The sequence below is a fragment of the Streptomyces sp. NBC_00620 genome, assembly GCF_026341825.1.
In the GTDB taxonomy this organism is placed as follows: domain Bacteria; phylum Actinomycetota; class Actinomycetes; order Streptomycetales; family Streptomycetaceae; genus Streptomyces.
Genome location: NZ_JAPENY010000001.1, coordinates 1779729 through 1792612, shown reverse-complemented (window position 1 = coordinate 1792612; position 12884 = coordinate 1779729). Strand labels below are relative to the sequence as shown.

Annotated in this window: 14 protein-coding genes; 7 read left to right on the top strand and 7 right to left on the bottom strand. The window is 71.0% G+C overall.

Annotation, left to right across the window (positions count from 1 at the left end; all coding sequences use genetic code 11):
* Positions 1-112 precede the first annotated feature (112 nt).
* From OG246_RS08195 to OG246_RS08185, 3 genes are all read left to right on the top strand, one after another.
* A complete protein-coding gene (locus tag OG246_RS08195; protein ID WP_266457987.1) occupies positions 113-1456 on the top strand; it encodes a helix-turn-helix transcriptional regulator in 1344 nt (447 codons plus the stop codon).
* Positions 1457-1740: 284 nt separating this feature from the next.
* Positions 1741-2811, top strand: coding sequence for a permease (locus OG246_RS08190; protein WP_266457985.1), 1071 nt, complete (start codon positions 1741-1743; stop codon positions 2809-2811).
* On the top strand, positions 2808-3551 hold the full coding sequence (locus OG246_RS08185; protein WP_266463968.1) for a TIGR03943 family protein: 744 nt from the start codon (positions 2808-2810) through the stop codon (positions 3549-3551). The genes OG246_RS08190 and OG246_RS08185 overlap by 4 nt, the downstream gene beginning before the upstream one ends.
* A 12-nt stretch (positions 3552-3563) precedes the next feature.
* Here OG246_RS08185 and OG246_RS08180 read toward each other — a convergent pair whose 3' ends face one another.
* The 6 genes from OG246_RS08180 to OG246_RS08155 all read right to left on the bottom strand — a co-directional run bounded on the left by OG246_RS08180 (position 3564) and on the right by OG246_RS08155 (position 9646).
* Complete coding sequence (locus OG246_RS08180) at positions 3564-5405, bottom strand: alkyl/aryl-sulfatase (RefSeq protein WP_266457982.1); 1842 nt, start codon at positions 5403-5405, stop codon at positions 3564-3566.
* A gap of 218 nt (positions 5406-5623) precedes the next feature.
* A complete protein-coding gene (locus OG246_RS08175; RefSeq protein WP_266457980.1) occupies positions 5624-5845 on the bottom strand; it encodes a hypothetical protein in 222 nt (73 codons plus the stop codon).
* A 131-nt stretch (positions 5846-5976) separates the two neighbouring features.
* A complete protein-coding gene (locus OG246_RS08170; protein ID WP_266457972.1) occupies positions 5977-7686 on the bottom strand; it encodes a transglycosylase domain-containing protein in 1710 nt (569 codons plus the stop codon).
* Entirely contained in the window at positions 7683-8438 is a 756-nt protein-coding gene (locus OG246_RS08165) for a hypothetical protein (protein WP_266457969.1), read from the bottom strand. Before OG246_RS08165 ends, OG246_RS08170 begins: the two co-directional genes overlap by 4 nt.
* Positions 8435-8992, bottom strand: coding sequence for a SigE family RNA polymerase sigma factor (locus OG246_RS08160; RefSeq protein ID WP_266457966.1), 558 nt, complete (start codon positions 8990-8992; stop codon positions 8435-8437). The genes OG246_RS08165 and OG246_RS08160 overlap by 4 nt, the downstream gene beginning before the upstream one ends.
* 102 nt (positions 8993-9094) lie before the next feature.
* Positions 9095-9646 (bottom strand): hypothetical protein, encoded by a 552-nt coding sequence (locus OG246_RS08155; protein WP_323178281.1) that lies wholly within the window; start codon positions 9644-9646, stop codon positions 9095-9097.
* Positions 9647-9987: 341 nt separating this feature from the next.
* On the opposite strand from OG246_RS08155, the gene OG246_RS08150 reads away from it, so the two are divergent.
* Together OG246_RS08150 and OG246_RS08145 are read left to right on the top strand one after the other, a co-directional pair.
* Positions 9988-10518, top strand: coding sequence for a SigE family RNA polymerase sigma factor (locus OG246_RS08150; RefSeq protein WP_266457963.1), 531 nt, complete (start codon positions 9988-9990; stop codon positions 10516-10518).
* Positions 10508-11233, top strand: a complete 726-nt coding sequence (locus OG246_RS08145) for a L,D-transpeptidase family protein (protein WP_266457960.1) — start codon at positions 10508-10510, stop codon at positions 11231-11233. Before OG246_RS08150 ends, OG246_RS08145 begins: the two co-directional genes overlap by 11 nt.
* Here the strand turns inward: OG246_RS08145 and OG246_RS08140 are convergent.
* Positions 11220-12074 carry an alpha/beta fold hydrolase gene (locus OG246_RS08140; protein ID WP_266457957.1) on the bottom strand — a complete coding sequence of 285 codons (855 nt, stop codon included), beginning with the start codon at positions 12072-12074 and terminating at the stop codon, positions 11220-11222. The two genes, OG246_RS08145 and OG246_RS08140, sit on opposite strands and share 14 nt — an antisense overlap.
* A gap of 63 nt (positions 12075-12137) precedes the next feature.
* On the opposite strand from OG246_RS08140, the gene OG246_RS08135 reads away from it, so the two are divergent.
* A complete protein-coding gene (locus tag OG246_RS08135) occupies positions 12138-12593 on the top strand; it encodes a MarR family winged helix-turn-helix transcriptional regulator (protein WP_266457954.1) in 456 nt (151 codons plus the stop codon).
* An 11-nt stretch (positions 12594-12604) separates the two neighbouring features.
* Positions 12605-12883, top strand: coding sequence for a ribosomal protein L7/L12 (locus OG246_RS08130; protein WP_266457951.1), 279 nt, complete (start codon positions 12605-12607; stop codon positions 12881-12883).
* The last annotated feature ends 1 nt before the right edge of the window (position 12884 follow it).

The window sequence follows — 12884 nt, the reverse complement described above, 5'->3', positions numbered from 1 at the left end:
TCTCGCGCTTAACGTAGGGGTTAGGAGTGTCAAAGGGCAAGGGGCGCAAGGGGAGTTGGATATTAGTCAGGACTTGACCGAATGTAACTCGGCTTACTGGCATGCTTAAGTCATGGCGGAGCGTGACGGACCGGAGATCATCGGGCGCAGGGTGCAGCAGCTGCGTACGGCACGCGGGTTGACCCAGAAGCAATTGGCGGAACCCGTGTATACGCCCGCCTATATCTCCACGTTGGAGGCCGGGCGGGTGCGGGCCTCCGAGCCGGCGCTCAGGCACATCGCCGAGCGGCTCGGGGTGGCGTACGAGGAACTGGCCACAGGGCGTCCCGCCCACCTCGCCACCGACCTGCGGCTGCGGCTCACCGACGCGCAGCGCACCCTCGCCACCGGCGAGGCCGAGGTCGCGGCGGAGCAGTACGACGGGCTTCTCGCGGAGGCGGATGCGCACGGGCTGGTCGCCGAGCAGGCGGCTGCGTTGCTGGGGCTGGGTGAATGCGCCCTGGAGACCGGTGACCTGGAAACCGCGCGTAAGCGGTTCGAGGAGTCCGAGGGGCGGTTGGGGGACGCTCCGCTGCCGAACCGCGTGCCGGCCATTCGTGGTCGTGCCGTGTCCCACTACCTCGCCGGTGAACTCCGCTACGCCTGCTACCTGTTCGAGTCCACCCTCGACGAACTGAACCGCACCGGAATGCACGACCCGGACGCTCTCCTGCTCCTCTACACCGGCATCATCGCGCCCTACATGGACATGGGCGCGCACGCCCGCGCCGCTCAGGCCGCCGAGCTTGCCCTCGCGCTGGCGCCGCAGGTGGGTGATCCCGCGCTGGTCGCCCGGATGCACCGGTCGGTTGCCCGGACGATGATCGCCGAGGGGCGGATGGCGGAGGCCGACGCGTCCCTCGCCAAGGCCGCCGAGCTCTATCGCCAGCTTCAGATCCGTACGGAGCTGGCCAACTGTCACTGGATGCGCGGGTATTTGTACGCCCAGAACGGCGAACTGGCGCGGGCCGAGGGTGAGTTGCGGGAGGCGCAGGCCATGCTCTCCGCCAAGCGGGCCGCGCTCTACACCAGTCAGGTCGCCGTCGAACTTGCCGACGTGCTGCACCGGCGTGGCAAGTCCGAGGAGGCCGCGACGCTGCTCCACGAGGTGCTCGGTGACCTCAGCCCCGAGCGGGGCGCCGTCCACTCCGCCGGTGCGCACCGGCTCCTCGGGATCATCGCGGAGGACGCGCGGGACACGGAGGCGGCCGAGGAGCACTACGTCCGAGCCCTCAGCCTCCTGGAACGCGCCGGCGCGGCGGGCGACCTCGCCGACCTCTGTCGCCTCCTCGGCGACCTGCTCCGCCGCACGGGCCGGGTCGAGGCCGCCCTCGACGCGTACCGCACGGGCCTGGGCCACCGCACGGCCCCGGGCACGACGACCCTGGGCCCGGCCCCGGCGCAGCCCCCGCTGTGACTTTTTTCGCCCCCTCCGCCCCTACCCATTCCCGTCACTTGGGGGCTCCGCCCCCAAACCCCCGCTCCTCAAACGCCGGAGAGGCTGAACACCTTCAGCCCGTCCGGCGTTTGAGGACGAGGCCGTTCAGGCCGACAGCGGGGGTCTGGGGGCGGCAGCCCCCAGGAACAAGGGACGGGTAGGGGCGGAGGGGGCGAAAAAAACCACCCCCACCCCAGCCCGCCCGCACAGCCCCCTCTTCGACCATTACAGGCCCCCGCACAGCGCCCCCAGCTAGCCTGCGGATGGCGTACAACCAGCACACCCAAGGGCAGGCGGGAACCAGGCGCGTGGAGAACCAGCACTACCCGGCGCCCCGGCGCGGGCTGGCCGACGGTGCCCGCCTCGCCGCCCGGACCGTCTTCTACCTGGTCGTCGGCGGCCTCGCGCTACTGGCGATAGGCACCGTCGTCTCGGTGCTGGGCCCCATGGTCGCCCTGGACCTGGCCACCCCCGCGATGTCGGCATGGTGGACGGTCTTCACGGCGGTCACCGTGCAGGGCGTCCCCTTCCTCCTGCTCGGCACCCTCGTGTCGGCGGCGATAGGCGCGTTCGTCCCCGAGCGGGTCTTCAACAAGCTGCTCCCCAGCAACCCGGCACTGGCGGTACCCGTGGCCGGAGCAGCCGGCGTCGTACTGCCGGGCTGCGAGTGCGCCTCGGTCCCGGTAGCGGGAAGCCTGATGCGCCGCGGAGTCACCCCGGCCGCCGCCCTGGCATTCCTGCTGTCGGCCCCCGCGATCAACCCGGTCGTCATGGTCGCCACGTCGATCGCGTTCCCGGCCAACCCGATGATGGTCCTCGCCAGGCTGCTGGCGTCCCTCGCGACGGCAGTCGTGATGGGCTGGCTGTGGATCCGCTTCGGACGGGAGGAGTGGATCCGGCTGCCGAAGCCGGCCCGCAGGAAGTACACCGGCTCCCGCTGGGACGGCTTCCGCACCGGCCTCCAGCACGACTTCCTGCACGCGGGCGGCTTCCTCGTCCTCGGCGCGGCGGCCGCCGCGACCTTCAACATCGCGGTCCCGAGGTCGATCCTCGACCTCTTCACCGGCTCCCCGTGGCTGTCGGTACTGCTGCTCGCCGTACTGGCCGTCGTGCTGTGCGTGTGCAGCGAGGCCGACGCCTTCGTGGCCGCGTCCCTGACGGGCTTCTCGCCGACCGCGCGGCTGGCCTTCATGGTGGTCGGCCCGATGGTGGACCTGAAGCTGATCGCCCTGCAGGCGGGCACCTTCGGGAAGTCCTTCGCCGTGCGCTTCTCCTCCGTGACATGGGTGGTGGCTCTGGTGAGCAGTGTCCTGGTCGGGTGGTGGCTGCTGTGAGGCGCTACGGGCCCGCGTTGCTGTTGCTGCTCAGCGGGGCGGCGGTACTGAGGATCACCGTCTTCAGCGACCTGTACCTGCGGTACGTGCAGTCGGGGCTGAAGGTGTACCTGATCGCGTCCGGCGTACTGCTGCTGACGCTGGGCGCCCTGAGCGCCGTACGAGCAACGCGACCGCACGACCACGAAGCCGAGGACGAGGACCTCGAAGAGGACCACGACGACGACCACGGCCACAACCACCACCGCACCCCCCGAATCGCCTGGCTCCTCGCCATCCCCGCCGCCGCCCTCCTCCTCTTCCCGCCCCCCGCCCTCGGCTCGTACAGCGCCGACCGCGAGGCCGAACAACGCGCGGCCCAGGGCGTGGGAACCTTCCCGGCACTCCCCTCCGGGGACCCCGTCGCCCTGACCCTGGGCGAGTACACCTCCCGGGCGATCTACGACAGCGGCAAGTCGCTGACGGGCCGCACGGTCCGGATGACCGGCTTCGTGACCCGGGGAGACAACGGCACCTGGTACCTGGCCCGGCTCCTCATCACGTGCTGTGCGGCCGACGCGAGCACGTACAAGATCGAGATCAAGGGTGCCGACGCTCCCGTGAACGACACCTGGGTCACCGTCACCGGCACCTGGCACCCCAAGGGCAAGCTCGGCTCGGACGAGGCGTGGCCGCCCGTACTGGACTCGACCTCGGTGAAGACGGTGAAGGAGCCGGCGAACCCGTACGAGCGTCGCTGATCCCCACGGGCGTCAGGGCGTCACGACGGGGAAGGCCTTGTCCGGCGGCTCCGAGGCGTACGAGAGCAGGCGGGCCAGGAGTTCCGGGTCGCCGTCCGTCTCGATGCCGGTGAGGCCCTTGCCCGCGAGGACGCCGAGCAGCTCGGCCCTGGTGAGGATGAGCGTGAGGCCGGCGTGCGGTTTCGGGGTGTGGTGGACGGGCATCGCGCGGTGGGTGAGGGCGCCGTTGTGGAGGTTCACGCGGTGGCGGCGCTGCTCGTCGATGACGACGAGGTCCAGGGTGAGGCGGTCGTCCCAGGCGCGTGGGCCGTCGATCCGCACGGCGAGGGAGTCCAGGAGCATGCTCACGGTGAGGGCGGAGGCCATCTCGGCGTTGGCGGTGTCGATGCTGACGTGGCCCGCCCCTTTGCGCAGCTCCATGGCGGCGGTCAGGTAGAAGTTCCGCCAGGGCCCGTTCTCCGAGCCCTGCCCGAGCCTGTCGTAGACGCCCGCGAGGGTCTCCTTGGCCTCCGTGTTCTCGGGTTCGGCGAAGACCACGTGGTTGAGGAGCGTGGCGGCAAAACGGAGATCGCCTTCGTCGACGTACGCACGGGCCTTCGCGAGCGCCCACTCCGCGCCGCCCGCCAAGTCCACGTAGCGGCGCGCCAGTTCGACCGGGGGATGCTCCCAGAGGTGGGCGGGGTTGCCGTCGTACCAGCCCATGTACCGCTGGTAGACCGCCTTGACGTTGTGACTCAGCGAGCCGTAGTAGCCGCGCGCGTGCCAGGACTGCTCCAGCGCGGGCGGCAGCCGCATCTCCTCGGCGATCTCGGTGCCTGTCAGGCCGTTGTTGAGCATGCGCAGGGTCTGGTCGTGCAGGTACGCGTACAGGTCGCGCTGCTCGGCGAGGAAGCGGATGACGTTGTCGCGTCCCCAGGTCGGCCAGTGGTGGGAGGCGAAGGCGACGTCGTACGTGTCGCCGAAGAAGTCGATGGCCTCGTCGAGGTAGCGGGCCCAGATGCGCGCGTCGCGGACGACGGCGCCGCGCAGGGTCAGGATGTTGTGCATGTTGTGGGTCGCGTTCTCGGCCATGCAGAGCGCGCGCCGCTCGGGGAACAGGAAGTTCATCTCGGCCGGCGCCTCGGTGCCGGGGGTGAGCTGGAAGACGATCCGGACGCCGTCGACCGTCTCCTCCTGGCCGGTGTGCGTGATGTCCACGGTCGGCGGGATCAGGCTGATCGTCCCGGTGGACGTCGTCGTGCCGAGGCCCGCGCCGATCTGCCCGTCCGGGGCCTTGGGCAGCCGGTCGCCGTACATGAAGCTCGCGCGGCGCGTCATCGCGTTGCCCGCGTAGACGTTCTCGCTGACGGCGTGCTCCAGAAAGCCCGCCGGAGCCAGAATCGGCACGCCCTCCTCGGCACCGTGCGGAAGTACGCCCCGGGCACCGCCGAAATGATCGCCGTGCGAGTGCGTGTAGACGAGCCCGGTGACGGGCCGCTGCCCCCGGTGCTCGCGGTACAGCGCGAGAGCCGCCGCCGCACACTCCACGGAGATCAACGGATCGACGACGATCACACCCCGCTCGCCCTCGACGACCGTCATGTTCGAGAGGTCGAGCCCCCGCACCTGATAAACACCCTCGGTGACCTCGTACAACCCCTGCCGCGCACACAACCGCGCCTGCCGCCACAGACTGGGATGCGCACTCCCAGGACAGTCGTCCTCCAGAAACCCGTACGCGTCCCCGTCATAGACGACCCGCCCCTCCCCGTCCCGCACCACCCCGGGCACCAACGCCGCGATGAACCCCCGATCAGCATTCTCGAAGTCGGTCAGGTCCTCGAAGGGCAACTCATCGCGCACCGGGGCATCCATGAACCCAGCCTCTGCGGCACACGGGAGAGGAGCTAGCGGGGTGGGCCGTTCGGGCTGGGGACACCGGCGCCGACTCGTCGAGGGCCGGCGCACGAACGCAGTAGTCCACCTCGACCGCCGCGCCCCGCGGGCTCCGCAAGGTGTGGAGGCGGGTGGCGCGGGGGTGAGGTGGACAGGGGTCGAGGTGGACGGGTGACGGACCAGTCACTGCGTGTGGGTCAGAGACGGTCCATCCGGGTGTAGGGGCTGAGGACGCGGACCTGGCGGGCGCCGAAGTCGACGAGCATCGCAATGCCCTCTTCGACGCCGACGATCGTGCCCAGGCCGTACTGGTCGTGGGAGACACGGTCTCCGAGGGCGAACTCCTTGGCCACGGGGACGACCGGGGCGGCGAAGGGGCTGGTGGGCAGGTGGCGCCGGGGCGCGGATGGCTTCGTCATCGTAGAACCAGTATGGGCCCTAATTTTTCGCGCGGTAGAGCTTGAAGGTCTCGATCCCGGCTCTGGACGGAGTTCGCGGGCCAGAGGATGGCCGGCTGATCTTGGCGAGGGCGCGGGGGTCTCACGGCCGGTCACTCTGAGTTCTGCTCGGGCTCGGATGTCGGTTTCGGGGCCGGAATCGCCGCGCCCCAGGGGGAGGGAACCAGGCGGTTGCGGACGTCCGCGTTGACGCGCAGGGCCAGCTCGGAGGTGCCGGAGGGGAGCTGGGCCGTGCGGGCCGGGAGCTTGCCCTCGGCGGGGTGCTGGGCGAAGAGGGCGACGGTGACGGTGAGCTTTTCGTCGTACGTGGTCTGCCAGAGGGTGCGGGTTCCGGCGCCGCCTGTGTGCGTGGCCAGGGAGCCGGACTCGCGGTACGCGTATTTGGCGATCACGTCTGTGGCGTACGGCTCCATCGCGGTGCGGGTGCGGGGATGCGCCGTGTACACGGCGTGTCCGGCCCGGGTTATCTTCCCGACCGTGTACGGCGCGGCGTACGTGCCGCGGGCCGCCGCCGTGGCCCACGCCGACGCCAGCCGCAGCGGCGTCGGCGCGGCCTCGCGCGGCAGGCCGGACAGCGGGTCGCCGAGCTTCGTCCAGGCGAACGGCTCGAGCGCGGTGCCCGCCTCCACCGCGCCGTCCAGCGCGTCGTTGAAGGGCTGCCTGGCGTAGTCCGCGCCGCCGTACAGCACACGGACCGCGCCGTCGCCGGGCACCAACGCGACGACAGAGGTGTGGAGTTGGAGATCTTTGGCCGATGGCTTGGCGTCGTCCACCAGTTCCGCGGCCGCGTTCTGGGCCGTCAGGTCGAAGGTGGTGTGGACGGTGTAGCCGCCGCGGGCCAGCTCGTCCTGGGTGATGCCGAGGCGGTCGGCCGCCTCCGCCGCGGCCGCGTCGATCAGGTACTGGCGCTGCCCGTCCGTGTCACCCGGCGGATAGAAACGGAAGGCGGGGAAGCGCGCCGAGCTCCGCTGGGCGGCCGTGATGGCACCGCTGTCGGCCATCGCGTCGAGCACCCACTCCCACCGGCTCACCAGCTTCGCCGTCACCTCAGGATCGGAGCCCGCCTTCTCGTAGTACGAGGGGATGTTGACGATGCTCGCGAGCGCCGCCCCCTGACTGACCGTCAACTCCTTTGCGTCCACGCCGAAGTAGTTCCGGGCGGCGGCCTGGATGCCCGCCGCTCCCCGCCCGAAGTAGACCGTGTTGAGGTACCCCGCGAGGATCTCGTCCTTCGACCGGGTCCGGTCCAGCTTGACCGCGATCAGCGCCTCCCGCGCCTTGCGGGACAAGGTCTGCTCGGGGCTCAGCAGCGCGTTCTTCACATACTGCTGCGTGATCGTCGAACCGCCCTGCGGGGCACCCCCGGTCACCGCCGCGAGCGCCGCCCGCGCGATCGCGGTCGGAGCGATCCCCGTGTCCGTACGGAAGGACCGGTTCTCGGCGGCGATCACCGCTTCCTGTACGTGCCCGGGGACCTGGGACAGCGGCACCTCCTGCCGGTCCACCGGACCGCGCCGGCCCAGGTAGTCGCCGTGCGAGTCGACGAAGACCGTGCTCTGCATCGCCGTCTCGGGGTGCGGCTCGGGGATGTCCGTCATCTTGTACGCCACTACGGCCGCGCCGACGAGGGAGAGGAGGAGGACGAGGAGTACGGCGAGGGCGCGGCGCAGCCGGCGGCCACGGGTGCGGCGGACCCGCGTACGGCGGGTACGGACCCGGCGTACGAGACCCCGTACCGCCGCCCGTACGGCGCGTACAGCCGCGTGCACGCAGGCCTTCAGCCTCACGCTGCCGCGCCTCACGAGGAGAACTCCTGGCTCGCGATCACACCGCCCGCCGAGTCGTACACCGTCACTCTCTCGGTGACACCGCCCAGGAAGTCCGAGGACGACCTCACGGACTCCGGCACCTTCACCTCCGCGTACCAGACGCCCCAGCCGGGCTCGCCCGCCAGCGTGAGCGCCGTACCGTCGATGGCGCCCGCGACGGTCCTGATCTCGACGAGGGCCGGTTCGCCCGCGCCGTGGAAGATGCCGGAGAGGAAGACGGTGCCGTCCTCGCGCCCCGACTCCTGGAGGCTGACGCCGGGACTGCTCAGGTCGAGGTTGCCGTCGGTCACGCTGCGGAACTGGGTGGGCTTGTCCGGCTCCGTCCAGTGCTTGCCGTCCTCCGTCAGCCAGATCTTGGTGCCGGGCGAGACCGTCACCCGCTCGCCGGGGGTGACGACCCGCACCTTCCCGGCGTGCGGCATGGACATGGAAGGCGACGGAGAGACGCTCGCGGCCGGGGGCGTGACCTGCTCGCGCTCGCCCTGCCCGCCGGGCACACCCCCGCGGAGCATGACCACGACCAGCGGCACGAGCAGCACCCCGCAGGCGGCACCGAGCACCGCGGCCGTACGACGCCGCCTGCGCCGGCGGCCCTCGCGCGCGATGGCGGCGATCGGGACGACGGAGGGCGTGACGTCGTACGCGACCTCGGCGAACGCCTCACGCAGCCGCTCGGCCTCGGCCGCAGGACTCTGGGGCTGCTGGGAACGAGAGGGGTGGCTCATGGGCGGGCTCCGGAAACGGGGTGGTGGCCGGCGAACAAGGGGTGGACGCGCAGGGCCTCGAGGCCACGCCGGGCATGGGTCTTCACCGTGCCGACCGAGCAGCCGAGCAGCTGCGCGATCTCGGCCTCGCCCAGGTCGTCCCAGTAGCGCAGCACCAGCACGGCACGCTGCCGCGCCGAAAGGGAGTTCAGCGCCTGACTGAGGGCAGCCCGCTGCTCGACGTCCTCGGCGTGCCCCGGTACGCGCTGATGCATCCGCTCGGGCAGGAACGGCGTCAGCAGATGGACGACCCGTCTCCTGCGCACCCGGCTGAGGTTGTTGTTGACCAGCGAGCGGCGTACGTAGAAGTCGACGTCGTCGCGCGGGATGCGCCGCCAGCGGGCGTACACCTTGGCCAGCGTGGTCTGCACGAGATCCTCGGCCTCGTGGAAGTCACCGGTGAGCATGTGCGCGGTGCGGACGAGGCGGGGCCAGGCCGCGGTGGCGTACTCGGCGAAGTCGCCTTCCACCGAGGTGGCAGGGACTTCGGGGGCGTCGGATGAGGTCTGCTGCACGGCCGGCGGGGTCCCTCGGAATCGGGTACGTGGGGGGAGGAGGGGGACGGGGTGGTGCGGGGGAGCCGAGACCTGAACGACCCGACTCCCCCGCCCGCGAACTCAGCTCCGCGGCAGCTGGGCGTAGACCTTGCCTCTGGTGTCGAAGACGGTGATGTCGCCGAGGGCGCCGAGGCCCCCGTCGTCACCCACCGGCACGTCGGCGGTGGCGTACCAGACGCCCCAGCCGGGCTTGCCCGCCAGCTCGAGGAGCTTGCCGCGCACGGTGCCGACGGAGGTCTCGACGGTGACCCGCGAGGCGGTGCCCTTGCCGCCGTAGTAGAGGCCGGAGAGCGTGATGTGCCCGTTGTTGCCCTCCGCCTGCATCGACACGCCCGGCTGGCTGCGGTCGATGTTCCCGTCGATCACACTGCGGAACTGCGGGTCCGGATCCCCGGGCGTCGTCCAGTACTTGCCCTCCTCGGTGAGCCAGAGCTCGAAGCCGGGTTCACCGCCCGAGACATGCTCACCGGGGGCGACGATCTGGGCCGAACCGGCATGCGTACCGGTGCCGTACGCCGCCCTCCCCGGCGCGGCGGCGTACGACACCGTGGGCGCCCCCACCAGCGCGGCGGCGACCACCGCGGCGGCCATGTACTTCTGCATCCGTGTCATGAACGGACAACTCCTCGTGGTTCGCGGACCGTTGGGGATCCGCATGAGCGAGATGAGCGATACGGGACGGAGGGCGCCTCTCCACTCCTACAAACTCCCGGGGGCCACAGCCGGGATGACACAGGCGCAGGATTTCTTCGGATCGTGTGTCACGCCGGCGCGCAGGCGGCCGCCGCGCTCATGGCGCGGGCGAGCCGCCCGCTCCCGGCTCCTCTGGTCCCCGTGTTCATCGCGATCCCCCTGTGGTGTGTTTCCATGTGCGACGTACGGGACCTGTACGCACGGCACGGACCGCCGGGTTGCACGGGACTTCGGAATTTCCGCGAACTCCGGCGAGGGGCATGACCGAGGAAGAGTTCGACGCGTTCTACGCGACCGCGTTCCCCCGGCTGACCGGCCAGCTCTACGCCTTCACCGGGGACCACGGCGAGGCGCAGGACGTCGTCCAGGAGGCGTTCGTACGCGCCTGGGACCGCCGGCGTGAGTTTCTCGCAGACGGTGCGCCGGAAGCATGGATACGGACCGTGGCGATGCGGCTCGCGGTGAGCCGCTGGCGCCGAGCGCGCCGCTGGCTGGAACTGGTACGCCGGAATCCGCCGCCGGAGCACGTCCCCGGGCCCGGCCCCGAACACGCCACCCTGGTCGGCGCGTTGCGCACACTGCCCGAGCCGCAGCGGATGGCCATCGTCCTGCACCATCTGTGCGACCTCAGTGTCGAGCAGGTAGCCTCCGAAACCGGCGCCCCCGTGGGGACGGTCAAGGCCCGGCTGTCCCGTGGCCGGGCGGCGCTGGCACGGGAGCTTTCGGCGGGCGACGCGGACTCGGCCGACCCGGCCGGTACAGGGGAGAGGGAGGACCACCGTGTCCGATGAACTCACCTCCGAACTCACCGCGGAACTCCATGAGTTGGCCGCCACCGGTGAGACGCCTCCGCCGCTGTCCGGCGCGGAGATCCGCGGCCGGGCGGTACGCCGCAGACGCCACCGCCGTACGGCCGCCGCCGTCGTCGGCGCCTCCGCCGCGGCGGCGCTCGCCCTGGTCCTGGCCCTGAACCTCGGCGGCGGCGACACGGACCGGCACCCCTCCCCCGCGGCGAGCCCCACCGGCACGCCCACCACCCCCGCGACGCCCGACGCCTCGGTCGACCTGTTCCGACGGGTGGTCACGGTCGCGGGTCGCGAACTGCCGCTCTCCTCCGGCTCCCCGCTCACCCCCACGCGCGCGGGCCGCATGACGGTCACCGCCAAGGTGAGCATGAAGCTCGTCCCCGCCGAGGAACTCCGCTTCGAGGGCTACGACATGAAGCTCCCCTGGTTCATCGAGCTCCGCGCCTCCGACGGCAAGACCAACTACATCGCCGGCCTCACATACGACGAGAAGGCCCCCGGCTACTACAACACCACGTCCGGCTGGATCGGCCTGCGCGAGAGCGACGCGGAGTGGCTGTACGGGCAGCTGAAGGAGGGGTCGGTGGTCGACATCGAGGGGACCGCGCCGACGCCGACTCCCGTGTCGACGCCGACCGCCGCATCGCCCACGGACACGGCCGCCGAGGGCGCGGGCACACCGACGGCTAGGCGGTCGTGACGTCCAGGTAGGCGTCGAGCGCGGCGAAGGACGCGGCGGGCTGTTCGAGGTGCGGGAGATGCCCGGCCTCGGGCACCGTCACGAACCGCCCCCCGGGAAGCGCCGCCGCGAGCGCGCGCCCGTACGCCGGGGTGACGATGCGGTCGCTCTCTCCCCACAGCACGAGGGCCGGAATCCGGACCCGGCCGAGCCGGTCCAGGAGCGTCGGGTCGTGCATGTACGGGTCACCGGCCAGGGCCCGTACGGTCGCCATGTTGGCCTTCTGGGCCGCGACCTGCTCCTGAGTGACGGTGGCGGGGTCGATGGCGAAACGGGCCGGGTCGTGGAAGGAGTACGCGGGGATCTCCCTGGGTTCGAGGCCGAAGATGTCACGGATGGGCTCCCCCGGAACGGCCACACCGACGGAGTTCACCAGCACCAGCCCGGTGATGAGGCCGCCCTCGTCGCGCACGGCCATCTCGGCGCCGGTCCACCCGCCGAGCGACGAGCCGACGACGAGCACGTCCCGGTGCCCCTCGTCCCTCAGCAGGTCCAGATAGGCGGCGGCCATGTCGCCGATACCGGTGAACCAGTCGGGACGCTCGGTCCCGTTCCATCCGGGGTGCGTCGGGACGACGACTCTCATGCGCCGGGCCAGATGCGCGGCTATGCCCCGCACACTGACGGGCCCGCTGCCGCCGTGCAGGACGAGTGCGGTACGGCCGCCGCGCGGGCCGCTCTCGGTGAGGGTGAGGGGGAGACCGGGGCGGGGACGGACGGTACGGGTCACGGGGGCGGTGGGGTTGTCGTCGGGCGTGTCGTTGAGAGCGCCATGGAGAGTGTCATTGAGAGCGTCAGCCATACGGGAGAGGCTATCTACGCATGCGTATATAAGCAAGCGTATTCGCTGGGCTAGTATCGCGGCATGACTGCGAACGACCACGACGAGATACACGACGAGACAGTGGACCTGGAGGTGCTGGGCCGGGCTGTGAAGGGGGCGCAGTACCGGCATCACCGCACGCTCGACACTCGCCTCTCGGCGGTCGGTACGACCCTCGCCCAGTGGGACGCGCTGCGCGCGATCGCCCGCGCCCCCGGCGCCTCCGCGCACGAACTGGCCGTCGCCACCTTCCAGGGCGACCAGTCCTTCGGCACGCTGGCCACCCGGCTCGCGGCCCAGCAGCTCATCGAACGCCGCTCAGGCCGGGGACGCCGCAACGAACACCACCTCACCGAGGAGGGCGAACGCGTCCTCGCAGCAGGCCGCGCCGTCACCCTCGACGTCCTCGGCGCGTCCTTCGCTCCGCTCACCGAGGCCGAACGGGTCACGCTGCTGGGCCTGTTGAGCAAGGTGGGCGCTCTCGTCGACGGCCCCTAGGATTCCTCACCATGGAAATGACAGGACTCCTGGTCATCGCCGCGATCATGATCGCGAGTTTCGCCGGGCTCGAGACCAAGCTGAGCCGGGCCGACCGCAGAATCGCCCGCGTCGAGAAGAAGATCGACCTGATAATCCGCCACCTCGGCGTCCACGCGGACGATCCCGAGCTGCCGGAGGTCGCCGCGTTCCTGCGGGACGGCAAGAAGATCCAGGCGATCAAGGCCTACCGGGCGGCCACGGGCGCCGGTCTCCAGGAGGCCAAGGAAGCCGTCGAGCGCATGGAGTGAA

What these genes read in the sequence shown, in the direction of transcription:
- OG246_RS08130 (WP_266457951.1), top strand. Translation starts at nt 12,605, where the DNA reads ATGGAAATGACAGGACTCCTGGTCATCGCCGCGATCATGATCGCGAGT.
- OG246_RS08180 (WP_266457982.1), bottom strand. Translation starts at nt 5,405, where the DNA reads ATGGATGCCCCGGTGCGCGATGAGTTGCCCTTCGAGGACCTGACCGAC.
- OG246_RS08165 (WP_266457969.1), bottom strand. Translation starts at nt 8,438, where the DNA reads ATGAGCCACCCCTCTCGTTCCCAGCAGCCCCAGAGTCCTGCGGCCGAG.
- OG246_RS08155 (WP_323178281.1), bottom strand. Translation starts at nt 9,646, where the DNA reads ATGACACGGATGCAGAAGTACATGGCCGCCGCGGTGGTCGCCGCCGCG.
- OG246_RS08175 (WP_266457980.1), bottom strand. Translation starts at nt 5,845, where the DNA reads ATGACGAAGCCATCCGCGCCCCGGCGCCACCTGCCCACCAGCCCCTTC.
- OG246_RS08135 (WP_266457954.1), top strand. Translation starts at nt 12,138, where the DNA reads ATGACTGCGAACGACCACGACGAGATACACGACGAGACAGTGGACCTG.
- OG246_RS08190 (WP_266457985.1), top strand. Translation starts at nt 1,741, where the DNA reads ATGGCGTACAACCAGCACACCCAAGGGCAGGCGGGAACCAGGCGCGTG.
- OG246_RS08140 (WP_266457957.1), bottom strand. Translation starts at nt 12,074, where the DNA reads ATGGCTGACGCTCTCAATGACACTCTCCATGGCGCTCTCAACGACACG.
- OG246_RS08150 (WP_266457963.1), top strand. Translation starts at nt 9,988, where the DNA reads ATGACCGAGGAAGAGTTCGACGCGTTCTACGCGACCGCGTTCCCCCGG.
- OG246_RS08195 (WP_266457987.1), top strand. Translation starts at nt 113, where the DNA reads ATGGCGGAGCGTGACGGACCGGAGATCATCGGGCGCAGGGTGCAGCAG.